The organism is Bradyrhizobium sp. NP1, from assembly GCF_030378205.1.
GTDB lineage: Bacteria > Pseudomonadota > Alphaproteobacteria > Rhizobiales > Xanthobacteraceae > Bradyrhizobium.
Map to the genome: position 1 here is coordinate 1,781,577 of NZ_CP127385.1, position 20,078 is coordinate 1,801,654.

The 20,078-nt window shown below is 62.7% G+C and carries 18 protein-coding genes; 11 read left to right on the forward strand and 7 right to left on the reverse strand.

Features of this window, described 5'->3' with window-relative positions:
• Position 1: 1 nt before the first annotated feature.
• Genes QOU61_RS08545 through QOU61_RS08555 form a run of 3 tightly spaced genes read right to left on the reverse strand, consistent with a single transcriptional unit; the run spans position 2 to position 3,550 of the window.
• Positions 2 to 1,150, reverse strand: a complete 1,149-nt coding sequence (locus QOU61_RS08545; RefSeq protein ID WP_289657671.1) for an FAD binding domain-containing protein — start codon at positions 1,148 to 1,150, stop codon at positions 2 to 4.
• Between the two features lie 41 nt (positions 1,151 to 1,191).
• The gene (locus tag QOU61_RS08550; protein ID WP_354142520.1) at positions 1,192 to 2,301 is read right to left on the reverse strand and encodes an FAD binding domain-containing protein; all 1,110 of its coding nucleotides are present in this window, start codon (positions 2,299 to 2,301) and stop codon (positions 1,192 to 1,194) included.
• A gap of 46 nt (positions 2,302 to 2,347) precedes the next feature.
• Positions 2,348 to 3,550 (reverse strand): MFS transporter, encoded by a 1,203-nt coding sequence (locus tag QOU61_RS08555; protein WP_289657672.1) that lies wholly within the window; start codon positions 3,548 to 3,550, stop codon positions 2,348 to 2,350.
• A gap of 109 nt (positions 3,551 to 3,659) precedes the next feature.
• Between QOU61_RS08555 and QOU61_RS08560 the strand changes: the two genes are divergently transcribed.
• Positions 3,660 to 4,064, forward strand: coding sequence for a cupin domain-containing protein (locus tag QOU61_RS08560; RefSeq protein ID WP_289657673.1), 405 nt, complete (start codon positions 3,660 to 3,662; stop codon positions 4,062 to 4,064).
• A gap of 55 nt (positions 4,065 to 4,119) precedes the next feature.
• Here QOU61_RS08560 and QOU61_RS08565 read toward each other — a convergent pair whose 3' ends face one another.
• From QOU61_RS08565 to QOU61_RS08575, 3 genes are all read right to left on the reverse strand, one after another.
• Entirely contained in the window at positions 4,120 to 5,382 is a 1,263-nt protein-coding gene (locus tag QOU61_RS08565; RefSeq protein WP_289657674.1) for an LVIVD repeat-containing protein, read from the reverse strand.
• Between the two features lie 3 nt (positions 5,383 to 5,385).
• Positions 5,386 to 6,573: an FAD binding domain-containing protein gene (locus QOU61_RS08570; RefSeq protein ID WP_289657675.1), complete on the reverse strand. Its 1,188-nt coding sequence runs from the start codon at positions 6,571 to 6,573 to the stop codon at positions 5,386 to 5,388.
• 72 nt (positions 6,574 to 6,645) lie between these two features.
• Positions 6,646 to 7,365 carry a TetR/AcrR family transcriptional regulator gene (locus QOU61_RS08575; protein ID WP_289657676.1) on the reverse strand — a complete coding sequence of 240 codons (720 nt, stop codon included), beginning with the start codon at positions 7,363 to 7,365 and terminating at the stop codon, positions 6,646 to 6,648.
• Positions 7,366 to 7,649: 284 nt separating this feature from the next.
• On the opposite strand from QOU61_RS08575, the gene QOU61_RS08580 reads away from it, so the two are divergent.
• The 10 genes from QOU61_RS08580 (at position 7,650) to QOU61_RS08625 (ending at position 19,297) form a co-directional block, all read left to right on the forward strand.
• On the forward strand, positions 7,650 to 8,897 hold the full coding sequence (locus QOU61_RS08580; protein WP_289657677.1) for an ABC transporter substrate-binding protein: 1,248 nt from the start codon (positions 7,650 to 7,652) through the stop codon (positions 8,895 to 8,897).
• 9 nt (positions 8,898 to 8,906) lie between these two features.
• Positions 8,907 to 9,791 carry a branched-chain amino acid ABC transporter permease gene (locus QOU61_RS08585; RefSeq protein WP_289657678.1) on the forward strand — a complete coding sequence of 295 codons (885 nt, stop codon included), beginning with the start codon at positions 8,907 to 8,909 and terminating at the stop codon, positions 9,789 to 9,791.
• Entirely contained in the window at positions 9,788 to 10,786 is a 999-nt protein-coding gene (locus QOU61_RS08590; RefSeq protein ID WP_289657679.1) for a branched-chain amino acid ABC transporter permease, read from the forward strand. Before QOU61_RS08585 ends, QOU61_RS08590 begins: the two co-directional genes overlap by 4 nt.
• Complete coding sequence (locus QOU61_RS08595) at positions 10,783 to 11,535, forward strand: ABC transporter ATP-binding protein (protein ID WP_289657680.1); 753 nt, start codon at positions 10,783 to 10,785, stop codon at positions 11,533 to 11,535. The genes QOU61_RS08590 and QOU61_RS08595 overlap by 4 nt, the downstream gene beginning before the upstream one ends.
• Positions 11,535 to 12,239: an ABC transporter ATP-binding protein gene (locus tag QOU61_RS08600; RefSeq protein WP_289657681.1), complete on the forward strand. Its 705-nt coding sequence runs from the start codon at positions 11,535 to 11,537 to the stop codon at positions 12,237 to 12,239. Before QOU61_RS08595 ends, QOU61_RS08600 begins: the two co-directional genes overlap by 1 nt.
• Positions 12,240 to 12,419: 180 nt before the next feature.
• Positions 12,420 to 13,772, forward strand: coding sequence for a c-type cytochrome (locus QOU61_RS08605; RefSeq protein WP_289657682.1), 1,353 nt, complete (start codon positions 12,420 to 12,422; stop codon positions 13,770 to 13,772).
• Positions 13,773 to 13,778: 6 nt separating this feature from the next.
• On the forward strand, positions 13,779 to 14,267 hold the full coding sequence (locus QOU61_RS08610; protein ID WP_289657683.1) for a (2Fe-2S)-binding protein: 489 nt from the start codon (positions 13,779 to 13,781) through the stop codon (positions 14,265 to 14,267).
• Complete coding sequence (locus QOU61_RS08615; protein ID WP_289657684.1) at positions 14,264 to 16,495, forward strand: xanthine dehydrogenase family protein molybdopterin-binding subunit; 2,232 nt, start codon at positions 14,264 to 14,266, stop codon at positions 16,493 to 16,495. Before QOU61_RS08610 ends, QOU61_RS08615 begins: the two co-directional genes overlap by 4 nt.
• A gap of 73 nt (positions 16,496 to 16,568) precedes the next feature.
• Positions 16,569 to 17,702 (forward strand): HlyD family secretion protein, encoded by a 1,134-nt coding sequence (locus QOU61_RS08620; RefSeq protein ID WP_289657685.1) that lies wholly within the window; start codon positions 16,569 to 16,571, stop codon positions 17,700 to 17,702.
• Entirely contained in the window at positions 17,699 to 19,297 is a 1,599-nt protein-coding gene (locus tag QOU61_RS08625; RefSeq protein WP_289657686.1) for an MFS transporter, read from the forward strand. The genes QOU61_RS08620 and QOU61_RS08625 overlap by 4 nt, the downstream gene beginning before the upstream one ends.
• Here QOU61_RS08625 and QOU61_RS08630 read toward each other — a convergent pair.
• Positions 19,294 to 20,001: an alpha/beta fold hydrolase gene (locus tag QOU61_RS08630; RefSeq protein WP_289657687.1), complete on the reverse strand. Its 708-nt coding sequence runs from the start codon at positions 19,999 to 20,001 to the stop codon at positions 19,294 to 19,296. The genes QOU61_RS08625 and QOU61_RS08630 overlap by 4 nt on opposite strands.
• Positions 20,002 to 20,078 lie beyond the last annotated feature (77 nt).

Here is a 20,078-nt window from a genome sequence, read left to right on the forward strand (position 1 = left end):
GCTAGTCGGTGGCTCTTTCGCGCGACCAGCGATTGCCGAGCGCGAGGCCGTATTGGTAGAGGGCGTTGCCATGTTCCAGCTGCAGCCGCTCTGTGGATTGGAGCGCGACGTCAACATTCGCGCGCGCCAACTTCAATGCGCGTGCGAGAACCGAGGCCTCATAGGCCGCCTTGGCGGTTCCGCCCGCGGTGTGAGGCCGCACGACGAAAGCCGCATCGCCGGTCAAGAGGGTTCGACCGAACAGGGTTTTCGGTACTGTCACGTCGAGGATGGTCTGAAGGAAAGGATCGCGCGTTTCCGAGACCAGCGCGGCCATCTTCGGATGGATCTCGCGCAAGGCGCGTGCTCTCAGCTTCGCGACGGCGTTCTCCGGTGCGGTGCCGCGCGGAAGCGAAGATCGATGGCGAATGCCGTTCTTGTCGGTCAGCACATTCGCCAGATCGGCTGCATCAACATGCACGTACCAGACCCAGTTGAGGCGCCGCGATCCTCTTGTGACGACGCCGTCGCTTCCCGGAATGAAATAGGCCAGCATGTGGCCTCCGCAGCGGGCTTCCGAGAAGGTGAAGAGATTGTCGAAGAATGGCAGAAGGTCGGGAGGAACGTCGCTTTCGTCCAGCGTGCCTCTCCAGGCGACGTAGCCGGCATATCTCGCATCGATATCGGGAAGCATTTTGCGCCGTATTGCAGAGCCCGAACCGTCGGCAGCCAGGAACAGATCGCTTTCCACCACGGAGCCATCGCCAAGGGTCGCCAAGACCTTGGAGCCCGTCTGGGACACCTTCACGACCTCAGAGCCTGCCTGATAACATTGATCCGGAACAGCGGCCCGCAGTGCCGCGTGGATGGCTTCCCAGGACGTGAATTCCTGCGGCATATCCTGAAGGACGCCGTCTCCGCCGTCCGGGTTGAGATATCGCCGACCGCGGCAGGACGTGAAGGGGAGAGGACCTGCACCGTTTTCCTCGAGCAGCCCGATCAATTCGTTTTGAACGACGATGCCGGCCCCTCGGGCCATCATCGGGCCTGGCACACGTTCGTGAACCTTTACGGTCGCACCGATCTTGCGAAGCGCGATCGCGTTGCAAAGTCCGGCAACCGATCCACCACTGATCGTAACCGTGAAGGCATGGTCGGCGTGCCAACTCATTCAGCTTCTCCCGATATTCACTGTTTCGACCAACGGAAGGCTCATGCGAGATGCGCGCTCAATTCGCGGCCTGACGCGGCGATGGCTGCACCCGCCTTGACCCGTTCTTGTCTGTATTCCCGGAGCGCGTCGCCGAGCGACGCCGATGAGAGGTGCTTTCGCAGCGCAAGCGCGTCCGCCGCCGCCTTCGCAATGCCCATCCCCGTATGCGGTCGCACGACGAATGCCGCGTCTCCCACGAGGGCAACCCGTCGCGAGGTCATTTGCCGTGTTTCGTAGTCGAAGATCCCCTGCACGAACGGATGGGCCGTCGCTTCGATTGCGGCAGCGAAAGAACGCGGCAACAGCCGCCTGGCGTCGTCGACGAGCCGCTCGCGGGCTCGTTCGGGAACCGCGCCTGGAGGAAGTGAATAGGGGTGGATGCGGCCTTCGAGGTCCGTGAGTACCTCGTCCCGCGCGGCCGGTTCGACGGCCGGCCGATACCAGACCCAGTTGTATCTGCGATTTCCGGTTTCGGTTTCCCCGTTTGGTCCGGGCACCAGGAAACCGATCACGTGGGAATGCGGCATCCGGAAATATGCGAAGCGCTCGAGGAGCTCATCGGCTGCAAAGCCCGGCAAGGCATGTTCCGGAAGAAGGCCACGCCATCCGACATAGCCGGCGTACACATTGGCGGCCGTTGGGCCGTCGACCATGGCGCGTGCGACGGATGCTATTCCGTCAGCACCAATGACGACGTCGGCCAGCGCCTCGCTGCCGTCGGCGAAGCCAACAACAATCTGATCGGCTTCTTCGCGAAGATGTTCGACCCTTCGGTCGAGCAGGTATGAGCCGTTCGCGATGTGCCGTCGAAAGACACGATAGATGGCGTCCCACGATATCTGCATCTGAGGCGCCATCGTTTGATCGACGGTCGCCCCCATATCGCCGAACACGATGCGCTCCCGCGCAACTACGCCGACGCGCGCCACATGCTCGCATCCGGCGGCGCGCAGAATGGCAAATGTCTCGCGCTTACCCAGCAGGCCGGCCCCGCGCCCTTCGAGCCCATGGACCGATCGCTCGTAGACGGTGACATCGTGTCCATCCTGGGCAAGCAGCGTAGCCGTGAACAGTCCCGCAAGAGAACCTCCGACGACCGCGATGCGCATGCGTGGCAATCTCCAAATGAGGCCGTTCTCAGAACAAGAGCGGGCGTCAGTGATGTGATGCTTTCCAGCCGGTCCGGGACAAGAGAGTCGGCAATTGCAAAAGCAGGCCTGCCGTCGCCAGCGCCGCGCCATAGGCACAGACGCCCAGCCACGACAAATGCGCATAGGCCCAACTGCCGCCGAGCGATCCGAGCGACCCACCCATGAACATTGCTGTCATGAACACGGTGTTCAGCCTGCTCCTTGCCTCGGGACGCAGGGCGAAAATCAGATGCTGATTTGAAACAAGCGCGGCATTCACGCCCACGTCGAGCAGCACCACGCCGACGGTCAGCCCCGCGAGGGCGTTCCAGCCTGCGAAAACGATCCAGGAGGAAAGCGTGATCGCGGCGGCGATCGCAACCACGAGATGAGGACCGCGCTTGTCGGCCAGTCGACCTGCGAGGGGTGCCGCGAGTATTCCCGACGCACCGATGACGCCAAACAGGCCGGCGATCTCGGGACCGAGGCCAAACTCCGGTTCCTGCAGATGGAGAGACAAGACCGTCCAGAAGGCGATGAATGAGGCGAACAGCATCGCTTGCGTTGCGGCGGCCAGCCGAAGCGCCGGCTCCTCGATCACCAGGTGGACGAGCGAACGCAGCGCGGCAGCGTATCCGATCTCTTGCGTCGCATGGTGGCGCGGCAGGGTCAGACGGACCAGCGCTGCGGCACCAAGCGCCAGAGGGGCGCCAAGCCAAAACATCTCGCGCCACCCAAAGTGCGATCCGACGAAGCCGGCTATCGTGCGGCTGAGCAGAATGCCACCGAGGATTCCGCTCACCACCGTTCCGACTGCGGCGCCCCGCGTCCGGTTGTCGGCGAGCGTCGCAGCGAATGGGACGATCTGTTGCGCCACTGTGGCTGATACGCCGAGCAAAAGGGACGCGACGATCAGCGCCGATGTGGACGGTGCGACGGCAGCAAATGCGAGAGCCACCGCCAGGACAATGAATTGCACGGTGATGACGCGGCGTCTCTCCACGAGATCGCCCAGGGGGACCAGCAACAGGAGACCGACCGCGTAACCAAATTGCGTGGCCGTGGGTATCAGGCCGATGGCCGAGGAATTCGGATAGCTTGCTTCGATGAGGCCCAGCAAAGGCTGATTGTAGTAGATGTTTGCAACGGCAATACCCGCGCAAACCGCCATGGCAAAAGTTTGTGCGCGGGTGAGTTGGGTGGCCGTCGTGAAAGTTGACGCTGACATGGCTGCAATCCTCGTTCGTCGGCAGTTGCGCGGCTCGTATCGGGCCTCCCTTGACCTGCAGGCAGGATCATAGTTAATTATCGATCGATAAATAGCAAGGGAGTGGACGATGAATAGCCCCTACGTCTGGCCGGCCGCGCCGGCACAGTGGCCACAGCCGCTGCGCGAGGAGTTCGTTGCGAAGCGCGGCAACGGTCGCGTGGGCAGCACGCTGGTTTCGCAGACTGACAAGGTCCGTGTCTGGCACCTTACGTTGCTGCCTGGCGAGCGTATTGGATTCCACACGCACGTTTTGGATTATTTCTGGACCGCGATGACGCCGGGCAGGGCGCGCTCGCATTATGGCGACGGCGATATCCGCGAAGTGAGCTATGCGGCGGGCGATACTAAGCATCACGAATACGGTCAGGGCGAATTCATGATCCACGACCTGGAGAACATCGGCGATACGCCGCTGGTCTTCGCCACGGTGGAATTCCTGGAGAGCGCAAACAAGCCGCTCTTGCTCGACTGACGGGAAGCCCGGCCAGGGGCAGTGTGCGCACGGCTGGTCGGGGGGCGCCGCCTCGTCAGGTCATCTCGAGGATGTACAGGCCCGCATTGTAATCGGTCGCGTAGATCAGGCCGGAGGCATCGACAAAGACATCGCTCGACTGGACCACGTGAGGTCGATCGGGGCGATGATCCATCAGGCGCGCAGGCGTTGGCGGCACGAAGGCCGCGATCTCCTCGGGGCGGTAAGGGTTGGCGATGTCGAAGACCCGAATTCCCGCGTTCTGGTAGGTCGCGAAGACGAGGTTGGAATTGACGAAACTGCCGGGTCGATTTTCATGCAGGTTGTGTGGCCCGAAATGTCCGCCCTTCCTCGCGTAGTCAATCTCGCGCGGGACCGGGAAGGTCGCGATCGAGATCGGGTTGGATATCTCGCGGGCGTCCATCACCCAGATGTGCTTGAGCCCGTCCTCGAGATTGTCGAGCACGGCCTCGTCGAGCACCACGATGAGATCGCGGTCCGGGAGCGGCAGACAATTGTGGGTGCCTCCGCCGAAAGGCGGTGACCAGTTGCGGTGCACGATCTTTCTCGGGGCGTGACGGTCCTTGACGTCGATCAGGACCATGCCGGCGTCACGCCAGGCCGCATAGGCGACGTCACCGTGCACGATCGCATGATGGAGGCCAAACCTGCGTCCAGAGGTCCAGCTCGGCCTCTCGCCGGCCGCGGCGTTCATTCCCTCCAGCCAGAACCTGCCTGCTTCCACAGGACGCGTGGGATCGCTCATGTCCACGGTCATGAAGATGTAGTCGGTGAAGCCGTCAAGCAGCGCAGACACATAGGCCCAGCGCCCTCCGGTGTACCAGATGCGATGTATCCCCCCGCCGTCGACGGGCATGAAGCCGATCTTGCGCGGCGCCTCGGGCCGCGAAATGTCGTAGACGGAGAGTCCGGCGGTCCAGTCCCGGCCTCCGGAGGCTTGTTGTGGCGCGGCGGTCCCGACCTTCTCGCCCAGTGAACCCGTGTAGTACGCCCTCTCATCCTGAAAGATGCTCGCGGCGAACATGTCCTTGGCTTCGATCACCAGAAGAAGGTCGCCGTGGGTCTGCAGATGGATGTTCCAGGTGTTCGGCGGGGCTGCGACATAGGCAGCGGCGCGCGGGTTGGCGGGATCACGCACGTCGATCACGCTGAACCCTTTCGAGAACATGTGGCCGACATAGGCATGTCCCCGCTCGACCATGACCTGGACGCCATCGCTGCGACCGGCCTGATCGCTGTAGCCGACCAGGCGCATGTTGCGGGCAAATTCCGGTCGGATGTGTCGATCCGTCGCCATCGTTCACGGCCGCAGAAAATGGTCCGCCGCGGTGTTGCGCAGCAGATCGTCATAATCATGTGTGGCGGCGCCATCCGCTTGCGTCAGAAGAGCGCCGAGCTCGCGGCCTCGCGCGACGACGCGATCCCCGATCGGCTTGCGGATGTCGTTGAACGTCCGCAAGCCGGCCGTGACGTCGTCGCCTGCGGCCGCAAGCGAGTCCGCGAGGCATTTTGCATCTGCCGCGCCTTTGGTGACCCCGAGGCCGACGTGCGGACGCCCGACGAAGGCGGCGTCTCCGATCAGCGCGACCCGGCCGAAAACCATGGCGGGAGAGGCGAGATCGTAGATCGGCGTGAAGAAGGCGGTCTTCACTGCGCGCAGGACTTGCAACATCGGTGCGCACATGAAGGCCTCGGCAGCTTCTCTCATCTCGCGCACGACGTCTGCCCTGACGAGCGGAGGCGGAATCGAGATCGCATGTGCGCGGCCGCTGTCGTCCGTGAGCATGTCGTCCAGACGCGCCTGGTCCGTGTTGCGATACCAGACGAAATTGTATCGACGCTTTCCGGGCCGCAGATCGTTGTCCGGCCCCGCGATCGGATAGCCTATCACTTCGTGTCCGGGCGCGACGAAGAACGTGAACTTCTCGAATACGGCCGCGTGGGTTTCAGCGTCGAGATCGGCTTCGTCGACAAGCGCGCGCCATATCACATACCCGGCGTAGATCGGCTGAACCGCCGGGGCGAGCCGGTTCCGCGCTGCCGAGCGGAAGCCGTCGGCGGCAACCAGCAGATCGGCCCGTTCGGTGTGGCCGTTCTCGAAACGGACGGTGACGCCGTCGTCGTCCTGCGCGAAATCCAACAGATTGTGATTGAGGTGATATGAGCCCTGCGGCTGTACGCTGCGGCAAAGATTCTGCAGGCGGTCCCACGAGGTGACGATTTGCGGATGGTGGTGATGTCCGATCACACGGCTTTCGCGGTCGAACAGCACGCGATCTTCGACATAAACGCCGAGATCTGCGATCCCGGCGCCGCTTTCGACCAGAATGTCCTGCAATTCCCCGTGGCTGACGATGCCGGCGCCGCGCCCCTTCAGTTCGACGTCGGAACGCTCGAACACGTCGACCGACCATCCGGCCTTTCGCAGCAAGGCGGCCGCAAACAAGCCGGAAATCGAACCTCCGACGACGACGGCTCTTTTGCCCATGGCTGTCGCTCCCAGTTAATTATCGATCGATAAATAACAGGGCGACCCTTCCCGAGTCAAGCAGAGCGATTGCTAGCGGTGTTTGGCGACGACGGCGGGCATTCCCTTCAACAAATTGTCCACGCTCGCCTCGATGAAGGCGGGGAGGTCGAGATGGACCGGGACGCCATAGGCAAAGCGTCGGACCCCGTAATAGAAGATGCCGCCGTGGAAATCCCAATACAGCTCAAGTTCAAGGCCGCTGATCGGCCCGCTCCTGGCAATGCCGTTCTCGGCGCGGATCTCGGCGCACACCCTCTTGTGGACGCGTTCTTCCACAAATTTGATGTACCAGCGGTTGAGGTCCAAAGCCTTCAGCCCGGCGAAGAGGAAGATGCGCATCCACTTCGGATGAAAGATGACGTCGGTATAGCTGTTGTAGAACTCAATCAGCCGATCCCGCAGTGGGCGCGAGCGATCCTCGAGGAGATGCTCCCACTCGATGCGCCATCGCGACAGGAATACCTCGCTATAGACGGCCTGAAGAAGGTCGTCCTTGTTAGGAAAATAGCGAAAAATAAGCGGTTGCGTGACGCCAAGCCGCGCGGCGAGGGGACGCGTGCCGGCATCGAAGCCGACTTCCGCGAAATATTTGATGGCTTCCTCGACGATCAGCTTCTTCCGTGCGTCCGGCGATAGCCGGGCACTGCGGGATGGCTTGGCGCCGGCGGCAAGCGCTTTCCTGGCCGGTTTTGCCGCCTTCTTCCGTTTGCTTGCCCTGGTCCGGACCCGCGAAGTGTCTAGATTGGTCACGTTATCTCTCTTGGCTAAGGGCGTCAGGCGAGGCTGACTGGCTATCGGCTGCATGCACTGGTTGTCGAAGCGGCCACGAGCCGCCGGCCACGGGTCCCGAACTGTCCCATAGCACGGTCTCCCGGGCGCTCTCGACCCGGCGCTTCCGAGATAATCTCCGAAAAATTGCGCTGGATCAAAGACAAACGCGCCCAGTTGACTCTTGACGCAATTTATCGTTTGCTAAATACTAATTGAGCGATCGATAAATAAAATCGGTTTTCGACAGCTGCAAGGAGGCAACCGTGACGTCCCATCCTCGTTCGGGCGGCTTGAGCCGCCGTTCCGCGTTCAAAGTCGCCACCGGCGCCATGCTTTTCTCCGCGCTTGGTCGGCCGGCCAGTGCGCAGCCGGCACCGATCAAGGTGGGTTTCCCGGTGCCGCTCACCGGCCCCTACGGCTCCGAGGCGGCAGACCAGGTGCGCTGCGCCCAACTCGCGATCGAGGACTTCAATCGGACGGGCGGGCTCAACGGACGGCCGGCAGAGCTGCTCGTCAGGGACGACAAGCTTAATCCCGCCGAGGCGGTCAGCCGGACCCTTGAGCTGATCGAGAAGGACAAGGTCGACATGGTCGTCGGATCGCTTTCGGGCGCGGTGCAGCTCGCGGTCAACGATGCCTGCAAGGCGAGGGGCATGATCTACAACGCACTCAGCCTTTCCGACCGGATCAACGAAGCCTCGGACTTCGGACCCACGACCTATCACGAGGGAATGGCGCCGCACTTCTCCGTCGGAGCGCTCGGGCGCTACGTGTTCGCGAACATGGGCAAGAAGGTGGCCTATCTTATCGCAGACTACGAGTTCGGATACGAGATGCGGCGCGCCTTCCAGACGATCGGCGACCAGATGGGCGCGCAGGTCGTTGCCGAAGTGAAGCATCCGCTCGGCGCGCAGGACTTTAGCAGCCTGTTTCCGAGGTTCATCAGCGCCAAGCCCGACATTCTGTGCGTCCTCAATTTCGGCCGCGATCAGCTCAACGCGCTGAAGCAGGCCAACGAGTTCGGCCTGAAGGATCGCATGAAGATCGTCGTCGGCGCCCTTTCCAGCACCCAGAGGATCGCGGGCGGCGCCGACGCCTACGCCGACGTGGTCGGCGCTTCCAACTATTACTGGGCGGCCGAGGACATGTACGCCTCGTCAAAGGCCTTCAACGCTGCCTACGCCGCGAAATACAAGGGCGGCGTGCCGTCCGACTACGGCAGCTACGGCTACGGCGGCGTCCGCTCGATGTTGGAGCTCGCCAGAAAGGCGGGAGCCGTCGATCCTGCGGCGCTCTCTGCCGCCGTCGGAACGGGGTTCGACTTCGATCTCTACAAGGGCCCGCAAAGGATCAGGGCATGCGACCACCAGTCGGTGCAGTCGGTGTTCATCCTGAAATCAAAATCCGAAGCGCAGATGAAGACAACACACGACACGTTCGAAATCGTCTCCGTTGCCCAGGCAGACGAGGGCATGCTGCGGAGCTGTGCCGAACTCGGTCACAAGAGCTAGGAGCCGTTCATGGGTGACGTCTCCCTCGGGCTCCTCGAACTGCAGTTCCTGACGGGTCTCGCGCTGGGCTGCATCTTCGTGCTCGTCGCGACCGGCCTCACGCTGATCTTCGGGCTCCTTAACGTGGTCAATTTCGCGCATGGCGCGTTCTACGCGACTGGTGCCTATCTCGGCGTATTTGCCTTCGGTTTGACCGGAAGCTTCTGGATTTCGCTGGTCGCCGTTCCGCTCGGGATGGCCGCTTTGGGAATGGCGATCGAGAAATTCCTGCTGCGGCCTTTGTATGGACTTGATCCGAGTTATCCGCTGCTTGCCACGTTTGGTGTCGGCTACGTGCTGGTCGAGCTGATCCGTATCCTGTTTGGCACGGACGGCATCCCGTTCAGCGCACCCGGGGCGTTTCGCGGAAGTGTTCTGCTCGGCGACATATCCTTTCCGCGCTACCGGATCTTCGTGATGTGCGCGACCGTCGCGTTGCTGACCGCGCTGTGGCTGTTCATCGAGAAGACCTCTTATGGCCTGATCGTGAGGGCCGGCGCAAAAAGTCCCGAGATCGTCGAAGTGCTCGGCGTCGATACGTCCAAGGTATGGCTGCTCGTGTTCGCGATCGGTACGGCAGTCGCGGGCCTCGCCGGCTTCCTTGCTGCGCCGATGCGCGGGGTCATTCCCGAGATGGGTGTCAACGTCCTGATCGAGGCGTTCGTGGTGACGGTGGTCGGCGGAATGGGATCGCTGGCCGGCGCCGTGATCGCCGGATTGGCGATGGGGGTCATCATCAGCATCACCTCGTTCTTCGCCGCGGATTTTTCCAATGTGGTGATGTTTGCGATCATGGCCGCGGTGCTGCTGGTGCGGCCGCAGGGCCTGTTTGGACGATTGGATGCGGCAAGATGAGGCTCATCGCGGTGCAGACACAATGCAATGAGGCCTCATTGGTCGACGAGCGACCGTCGCCGTTTGGGTGGCCGGAACGCCATCGTGTGCTGGTTTCCGCCGCGGTCCTGGCGGCGCTGCCCGCGGTAGCGCCGCATCCGGCCCTCGCGATCAACATCCTGATCTATGGTCTGTTCGCGACCGGGTTTAACCTGTTGTTCGGCTATACCGGGCTTCTTTCGCTCGGGCACGCCGCCTTCTTCGGTGCAGGCGCCTATGGCTGCGGCTTGGCGATTGTTGCGCTCCATCTGCCCTGGTATGCGGCCATTCTCGGCGGCATCGCGTTCGCCGCGCTCGCCGGTGCGGTCATCGGCGGACTCGCGATCCGGACCAGCGGGGTCTATTTCGGCATGGTAACCTTGGCGCTCGCGCAGTGCCTCTATTTTATCTTCTATCAATGGACGTCCGTGACCGGAGGCGAAAGCGGATTGCGCGGCGTGTCGGTGCCGGCGATAGACCTCGGGCCGCTTCATCTGTCCCTGCTGGATCCGCTTTCAAAATTTTATTTCCTGCTGTTCTTCGTCGTCCTGGCCCTGGCCGCCTTCTCACGCATCCTCGAATCGCCGTTCGGCGCCGTCATCGAAGGTATCCGGGAGAACGAAAACAGGGCGAGGGCATCGGGATACGCGCTGCGGTCGACCAAATGGATGAGCTTCGTGCTGTCGGCGGCCTTTTGCGGCCTGGCTGGAGCGCTCAATACGATCCATCTCGGCATCGTGTCGATCGATACACTTTTCTACACGACGTCCGGAACGGTCGTCATGATGACGGTGCTCGGTGGCATGGGAACTTATTTCGGACCCTTCATCGGCGCTGCGCTGTTCCTGTGTCTCGAAGACTTGACGACGAACTGGACCTCGCATTGGCAGTTGATTGCGGGACTGATCTTCATTGCCTGCGTGCGCTTCTTCCCAGCCGGCGTCTGGGGCTCGCTCCTGGAAAGGATCCGAAAGTGAGCGATCACATCGTGCTCAGTGCGGAGAACGTCACCCTCCGCTACGGCAGCTTCACGGCGGTCGAGGGCGTCTCCGTTGCGTTTCGGGCGGGAGAACTCACCTCCATCATCGGTCCGAACGGAGCAGGCAAGAGCAGCTTCTTCAACGTGATTTCGGGGGCTCGAACGCCGAGCGCGGGACGAATTATCTTCGAGGGGCGAGACATTACCGGATTGCCGCAGCATCGTTATGTGCACGCCGGGATATCGAAGTCGTTCCAGATCACCAACGTGTTCCCGGCGCTGACGGCGCACGAGAACGTCAGGTTGGCGGCCCAGGCGACGGTCGGAGGCAAAAACTTCTGGTCGAAGCGATCGGCCCTGACGGCGACGGACGAAACGGCGGTCCGATTGCTCAATGAGGTAGGTCTGAGCGGTGTTGGAAGGCGACGCGCTTCCGAACTCGCTCACGGGCAGCAGCGCGCCCTGGAGATCGCGATGTCGCTGGCTTGCTCTCCCCGCCTGCTTCTGATGGACGAACCGACGGCCGGGATGAGTCCCGAAGAGACGAAAGACATGGTCTCGCTGATCGAGCGTCTCGCGCAGACAAAAACCGTGGTGCTCGTCGAGCACAAGATGAAGCTGGTGCTGGGCATCAGTCGACGGATCGTCGTCCTCCATCATGGGAAACTGCTCGCCGACGGCACCCCGGACGAGGTGCGCAACGATCCCGAAGTGAAGCGGGTCTATCTGGGGCAGGAGGCGCATTGATGCTGGTCGTAAACGGTCTCAATGCCTGGTACGCCCGCAGCCACGTGATCCAGGACGTCACCTTCGAGGTGGAGCGCGGCGAGATCGTCACCCTGCTCGGACGTAACGGCGCGGGCAAGACGACGACGCTTCGGGCGATCATGGGGCTTGTGGCCAGGCGTTCGGGATCCGTGACCTTCAAGGGCAGCGAGATTCTCCCGCGGCCCACCTGGAAACGCTTTGTCGACGGGCTGGCCTACGTTCCCGAACAGCGCGGGATCGTTCCGGGCCTGACCGTCCTCGAAAATCTCCGGCTGGGCCTGGTCGCGGCGCCATCACGACTGGACGAGCAGGAGGTCATCGATCGGATGGCCTCGACATTTCCACGTCTCAAGCAGCGGCTGAACCAGGAAGCTGTGACCCTGTCCGGCGGCGAGCAGCAGATGCTCGCGATTGCAAGGGCGATGGCGTCGGGGCCGTCCCTGGTAATGCTCGACGAGCCGTCCGAAGGGATCATGCCGGTCCTCGTCAAGGAGATGTTCGATTACTTCGCACGACTTCGCGATCAGGGAACGACCATTTTGCTGGTTGAGCAAAACGTCGAACTGGCCCTCAAAATTTCTGATCGCGCCTACATCATCGATCAGGGCCAAATCGTGCACGAAGGTCGCGCCGCGAGCCTGCTCGCCGACGCGGCGATCCAGGAGAAGTATTGCTCGGTATAGGCCAAAATCCAGGGCACGACATGAGACGAGTCCGGCGCGTCGACCGTCTCGGCGGTGTGCCGTCATGCCCTTGGCGCAGGGTCGGACCGTTCGGCGCAGATCGTTCAAAACGCGTGGCAAAGAGACAAGAGCCGATTTCGCCGACCTGATACAGCCGCTGTCATCCAGGAGGCTGGCCGGGTGAAGTTCAGATTTGTCTTCTTTTCGTTGGCTTCAGCCGCGATCGCAGGGAGCCTGGTTGCGATATTCTACGCCTGGCAACCGTCAATCGCGCCAATTGTCTCCGAGGGTCCGTTCGATTCAGCGCTGGTGCGCAAGGGAGCACAGCTTGCGCTGCTCGGCGATTGCGTTACGTGCCATACCGCCGACGGCGGAGCGGCCTATGCCGGCGGCCTTGCCATGCCGACCCCCTTCGGCACCATCTATTCGACCAACATCACGCCCGATCCGGACACCGGAATCGGTCACTGGTCGGAACAGGCCTTTGTCCGGGCACTTCGCGCAGGTGTCGATCGGGAGGGGCGCCATCTCTATCCGGCCTTTCCCTACGACCACTTCACTTTGGTGTCGAATGAGGACGCCAGGGCGCTTTATGCCTTCTTCATGTCGAGAGATCCGGTCAAGGCGGCGGCACGACCGAACGAACTTCCGTTTCCGATCAATATTCGCCTCGTGCTTGCTGGCTGGAAACTGCTTTTTCTGCGGCAAGATCGTTTCGTCCCTGACCCCGCGCGTGATGCGAAGTGGAACAGGGGGAAGTATCTCGTCGACGGACTCGGCCATTGCGGCGCCTGTCACTCGCCGCGCAACCTGATGGGAGCGGAGGAAAAATCTCGCGGTTTCGCGGGGGGCGAAGCGGAAGGCTGGCACGCTTATGCGCTCGGCGCCTCTTCGCACGCGGCCGTTCCATGGGACGAAGCATCCCTCGCGGAATATTTGGCGAATGGGTTCCACGCTATGCACGGTGTCGCGAAAGGACCGATGGCGAATGTGCTCGACAACCTTGCACAGGTCGACCGCGCGGACGTGGACTCGATGGCTCACTATCTCGCTTCATTGGCTGACCGCCGCAGCGAGGCGCCTGTTGAAGTTGCACCAAACGCTCGAGCTGCGGCGCCGTCCGGTCCGGGCAAAATGCCCCAGGCGGCGGGTGCACAGGCTGCGACGCCGGCGGTTGCGGGCGATGCCGGTGCGGCCATCTATGCTGCAGCGTGCGCCTCATGCCATGAGAGCGCGCGGCCGTTGCCGCTGGGCGGAGCAGCTTTGTCCAGGTCCTCAGCGCTGACCGGGGAAAGCCCGACAAATCTCGTGAACGTCGTCATGCAGGGTTTGCCGGCCGCTGACGGCACGGCACGTCCCATCATGCCGGGCTTCGCTGACGTGCTCAGCGACAGCCAACTCATCGACCTCGTGCACTTTGTTCGCGAGCGCTTCTCCGGGAAGCAGGACTGGACGGACGTCGCAACGGCAATCCGCGCTGCAAGGTCGACGCGAGAATTTGCGCGGCGTTCTACCGCTAACAACGCTCGATGAGGCCGCATGTCAAACCTTACCATCAATGAAAAAACGATATCAGTCAGCGCATCGCCGGACACGCCGTTGCTCTACGTCCTGCGCGACGAGCTCGGCCTCAACGCCGCAAAGTACGGCTGCGGGCTTGGGCAATGTGGTGCGTGCACGGTGATTGTCGATGGAGCCGCGGTGTTATCCTGCGTAACGCCCTTGGGTTTGTTGGAAGGGCGTCGCGTGACGACGCTTGAAGGTTTGGGCTCGGCGGACGCTCCCGGCCCCATGCAGCGGGCCTTTATCGCCGAGCAGGCCGCGCAGTGCGGATTTTGCATCCCCGGCGTGATGATGCGCGCCCAGGCGCTTCTGGATCGCAATCCCAACGCGACAGACGCCGCTATTCGCGCTGAACTCCAGCCGCATCTGTGCCGCTGCGGCACTCATATGCGCATACTCCGTGCGATCAGGCGCGCCTCTGACGAGAGGAAAGCCAAGGCGGCCGATGCGAGGTCGCCGCAATGACGATCTCCATCTCGCGACGTGCGGTGCTGGCCGGTACTGGCGCTCTGATCGTCGCGTTTCAAATGCATGGCGCCTCGGCCCAAACCGAGACCGGCAAGGGCGACGGTCCGTCGAAGCGTGGCCTGCCGGGTAGTCTGGATGACACCCCGAGGATTGATTCCTGGATTCGTGTCGAAGCCTCGGGCGCCGTCACGATTCTGACCGGAAAGGCCGAACTTGGGCAGGGTCTCAAGACCGCGTTACTGCAGGTTGCCGCCGAAGAGCTCAAGGTCCCCATGGAAAAGCTCTCCCTGGTGACGGCTGACACGGCGCGCACAGCTGACGAAGGATATACGGCGGCCAGTCATTCGATGCAGGATTCCGGGACCGCGATCCGAAATGCGGCCGCCCAGGCCCGCGACCTTCTCGTCGCGGAAGCGGCCCGGCGGCTCGGCCTCGCCGAGGCGGACCTCAAAGCGGCGAACGGAGCCGTTCTCGGTCCGAATGGCGCTCGGATCGCATATGGCGCGTTGGTACGCGACCAACTGCTTTCCGTCGACGCGAAGCCAACTTCCCGTTTGACCCTTCCGTCCGATTTCACAGTCATGGGCCGCCCGCTGCAGCGGGTTGATATCCCCGCCAAGGTGACGGGCGGCACGGCATATGTCCAGGACCTTCGCCCCGAAGGCAAGTTGCACGGTCGCGTGGTGCGACCACCGAGTTACGGCGCGACGCTCCGCGACATCGACATTGCGTCCATAGAGGGCATGCGAGGAGTCGTGAAGGTGGTGCGCGACGGCAATTTCGTTGGCGTGCTCGCAGAAACCGAATGGGCGGCGATCCAGGGCATGCGGGCGCTCGCGGCAAGTACCACCTGGATTGAAAAGGAAGCCTTGCCCGATAGCGCGATGCTTGCTTCGGCCCTCATGAGCCTGCCATCCAAGGATACGACGATCCATGATACAGGAGTTTCCGGCACGCCCGGTACCGTTGTCGAGGGTACCTTCAGCAGGCCCTATCTGACGCACGGCTCGATAGGTCCGTCCTGCGCGGTGGCCGAACTCCGCGACGGCATGCTCACTATCTCGACGCATACGCAAGGCGTCTTTCCTCTCCGCCGGGCCATCGCCGGAATGCTGCGGATGCCGAGCGAAAAGGTCCGTTGTATCCACGTCGAGGGAGCAGGCTGCTATGGGCAAAACGGCGCCGACGACGCGGCTGCGGACGCGGCGATGCTCGCTGTCGCCATGCCCGGAAGGCCCATCCGCGTCCAACTGATGCGCGAGCAGGAGCATGCGTGGGATCCGTTTGGTCCGGGCATGGTCGTGAAGCTTCGCGCATCAGTCGGGGTGAGCGGCGCGATTGCGGACTGGCATCACGAAGTCTGGAGCCAGTCTCACATGATGCGGCCCGGCCCGCCGGGCACGCTGCTTGCCGCCCGCCTGAAGGCCGACGCAGCTGTGCCGGCGCCGCCCGTCGAACTCGCACAGCCGGAAGGCGGCGGGGATCGCAACGCCATCCCGCTTTATTCGATTCCTAACGCCAGGGTGATCAGCCATTTCCTTCGCGACATGCCGTTGCGCGGCTCGTCCATGCGTTCGCTCGGCGGCTATCTGAACGTGTTGGCGATCGAGAGCACCATGGACGATCTGGCCCGCGCTTCCGGTCAGGATGCGGTAGCGTTCCGGCTTCGTCATCTCGATGACCCGCGCGCCCGAGAGGTGGTGGAGACTGCCGCCTCCCGGTTCGGCTGGTCTCCGCATGTCGAGGGACCGTCCGGCGCCGGCCGTGGTTTCGCCTTTGCTCGCTACAAGAACCTCGAAGCCTGGTGTGCGGTAGCTGTGGAGGTCGTGGTCGAGCGCGAGACAGGCCGGGTTCGCGTGAAGCGCATGGTCGCGGCAGTCGATACCGGTCAGGTCGTCAATCCCGACGGGATCCGTAACCAGGTCGAGGGCGGGCTGCTGCAGGCGCTGAGCTGGACCCTGTTCGAGCGGGTGACGTTCGACCGAACCCGCGTCACGTCGGTGGATTGGTCGGCATATCCGATCCTTCGTTTTGGCGACGTTCCCGATTCCGTCGAGGTCCACATCATCGATCGCCCGAACGACGGTTTCTATGGCGTTGCCGAAGCCGCCCAGGGCCCATCCGGTGCGGCGCTCGCCAATGCGATCCGCGACGCGACGGGTTTGCGCTTGCACGAGCTTCCGTTCACCGCTTCGCGAATCAGGGCGGCGACAGGATCGCGATGACGACCTTCATTCGCTGGAATCGGATCATGGCAAGGATCGACGGCAACATGATGCCGACGGAATTCGAGCGGTCATGGTTGACGCTACGCACGAGGTGACCGCTCGTCTCGGTCTGCGCGATCTGCTGCGTCATCCTGCGCTTCACGCGCTTCTCGCCGTCGCCATTGCCGCAACGGCGTGGATCGTCGCGGGGCAGTGGGACAGGTGGACGGGCGCCTTCCGCTTCCAGCGCACCGACGACGCCTACATGGCGGGCGACATCACCCCACTGGCGGCCAAGGTGTCGGGATATATCGTCCGCGTTTCGGTGCAGGATTATCAGCGCGTCAATCGCGGTGATCCAATCGTCGAGATCGATCCGACGGATTACCAAGCGCAGTTCGATCTTGCCTCCGCCAACCTGGCGGCCGCCAGGGCTGCCGAAGCGCAGATCGCGTTCCGTCGGGAAACGCAACGGACGCTGATCGAGCAGGCGCAAGCGACCATTCGGGCCAGCCAGGCCGAGCTGGACCGGGCCTCCGCCGAGGCCAGGCGTCAGCGTAACCTGCTTCAGACGCAGATCGCCGGCACCGAACAACGCGTCGAGCAGGCCGACGCCGATGCCCTTAAGGCCGAGGCGACGCTGGCCCTCAACCGGGCTCAACTCGAGCAGCAAAAGGTGCTGCTGTCCGAGCTCGATGTCCAGGAGAAGCAGCTCGCCGCTCAAACGAAGGCCGCCGAGGCACAGGCGACGCTGGCACACAACAACCTCATCGACACGCGGATCGTGTCGCCGGCGGACGGCATGGTCGGAGCCCGGCAGGTGCGCCCCGGTCAGTTCGTAAACGTCGGTAGCCAGGTGGTTACCGTCGTGCCGTTGCCGCATCTGTGGGTGGTAGCAAATTTCAAGGAGACGCAAATGACGCGCGTGCGCGCCGCGAATCCCGCGCGCGTCACGGTGGACGCCTTTCCCTCGCTCGTCTTGACGGGACGGGTGGACAGTTGGTCCCCCGGCACTGGGGCGACTTTCGCGCTTCTCCCTCCGGACAATGCAACCGGTAACTTCACCAAGGTCGTGCAGCGCGTGCCGGTGAAGATTGTGTTGGACCCAAATCCTGCGCTCGGTACGCTGGTCCGACCGGGGATGTCGGTTGTTGCGACGATCGACACAGGTTCGAGTGCCGATGCGCTTTTCGCGCCCCTCGCGGCCGGCGAGACCGCGCCGTGACGGTTGCCGTCACGGCGCCCGCGGCCGACGCCCGTGAGTCGGGATCATTCGCACCCTATGTTGGCCTGCTCGGCGTCATGCTGGGCTCGATGATGTCGACCCTGAATACGCGAGTGACCGTGTTCGGGGTGGCGGATCTGCGCGGAGCGCTCGGTGCCGGCTTTGACGAGGGCGCCTGGATCACCTCGGCCTTGGGAATCGGTCAGTTGATTGGAGGCATTTCCTGTCCATATCTTGCGACGGTAATCGGCCCTCGGCGTATGCTGATGGGCGCGATCCTGGTCTTTTTCGCAGCCAGCGTGCTCGCGCCGTTCTCGCCGAACCTCAAGGCCTATCTCGCGGCCGAGTTTATCAGCGGACTGGGATCAGGGACCTTCATCCCGCTCACCATAATCTTTATTCTCCGTCACGTTCCCAAGGGGCTGACACTCTACGGCCTCGCCATCTACGCGATGAACTCCGAGTTTTCCCAGAACGTCGCAGCTTCCCTGGAAGGCTTCTATACCGACCATTGGTCCTGGCGCTGGATCAACTGGCAATATGGCCTTCTGCTTCCAGCCATGTTCGCATGTGTATGGTTCGGCATGCCTCGCGATGAACCCTACGACCGTGCGAAGTTGCGCCTGCTCGATTGGCCGGGCGTGCTTTACGCCACGCTCGGCTTCAGCCTTCTCTATGCGGGCATCGATCAGGGCAATCGGCTGGATTGGGTGCGCAGCGGCATGGTCAGCGGATTGCTTCTGGCCGGCGCGCTCGCGGTCGCATGCTTCGTAATCCGCGAACTGACTGCCGCGAGCCCGGCGATCGACTTGCGCATCCTTTCGCGCGGCTATCTCATCCTTTTCTTCACGCTTTTGGCAGGATTTCGGTTCATCATACTGTCCACTGGCTACATCATCCCGAACTATCTGCAGACAGTTCAGAATTATCGTGCGCTGCAGGTCGGTAGCGTGCTCGTGTGGATCGCGTTGCCGCAATTTCTCATCGTCCTTCCCCTGGCGGCGACGTTGAAGCGAGTCGATCCGCGATGGACGCTGGGCATCGGCGCGGCCCTGGTCGCGGCTGCGTGCCTACTGGCTACGGGTCTGACTGACCAATGGGCGACCGAGGATTTCATCCGCTCCCAGGCCTTGCAGGCGATCGGTCAGTCATTCGCGTTGACCAGCCTGATCGTACTCGTGGCTCGCACGATCAGTCCGGCCGAAGCTGTCACGATCGGCACCTTCATGCAGACCAGTCGCCTGTTTGGCGGGGAGGTAGGTGTGGGGTTCATGCAGACTTTCGTCCGTGAGCGTGAGCAGATCCATTCCAATCTTCTCGGCCTCCACATCCAGTCGCAAGACGCTCTCACAACGTCCAGGCTGCTGGACTACGGGCGCATCGTCGGCGGTCATCTGGCCGACGCTTCCGAGACAGCCATACAGTCGATGAAGCTTCTGGCGAACTCGGTGGCCAAACAAGCATCTGTGCTCGCCTATATCGACGGGTTCGAGGCCGCGGCTGCGGTCGCGGTGATATGTTGGATTCTCGCCGCCTTCGTGCCCCGCCCGCCGGCTGCCGGCGAGTGTTGCGCTCCACTCCAAGCCAGACACTAATCCGCGGAAAAGAACGCCTGGATTTCGGTTGCGAAGTACACAGGGGTTTCCTGCATCGGATAGTGACCCGAGTTCGCAATGATCTTGAGCGAGCTATTCGGATAGTCGGCAAGATAGGTTTGTTTCATGGCTTCCGCTGTCAGGCCGGCATCGTGCTCGCCGACCATCACGAGGATGGGCATTGCGAGACCGCGGGCTGCGTCGGCGAACCCGCCCGCGCTCCACGACCGGAAGTAATCCGCGAACGCTCGCTGGTTCGATCGTTCCATGGAAAGCTTCGCGATCGTCCTCGACCAGGCTCCGGACAGCCGGCTTCCGGTCGAAAAGTCGATGATGGCCTGGCGTGAATCGGGTTGTTCGGTCGCGCTCTCGAAGAGCTTCTTCGCGGCGGGGTCGAAGGGCACGCCGTGGGCCGGAACGGGCGTCGCAGCGAGTATCTTCGTGATGCGATCCGGCGCTGCAACCGCCGTTCGCAACGCCGCGGCGCCTCCCATCGAGTGGCCGAGAAGGCCGAAGCGGTGCCATCCCAGGGCGTCAGCCAGATCGAGCGCGTCGCTTGCGATTTCCGCGAGCGTGTGTTCGCCGGCAATATCGCGCGACTTGCCGTACCCCCGGTAGTCGATGAAGGCTATCGACAGCGCTCCGCCGTCGAGCGATTGGAGTATCGGGTCGAAGATCGAGGAATCGCCGAACCAGCCGTGCAAAGCGATGACCTTGTTCGGTCCGCTGCCGAAGAGAGTGTGCCCGATCACGTGGAGAAGCCCTCGATGGTGTCGATACC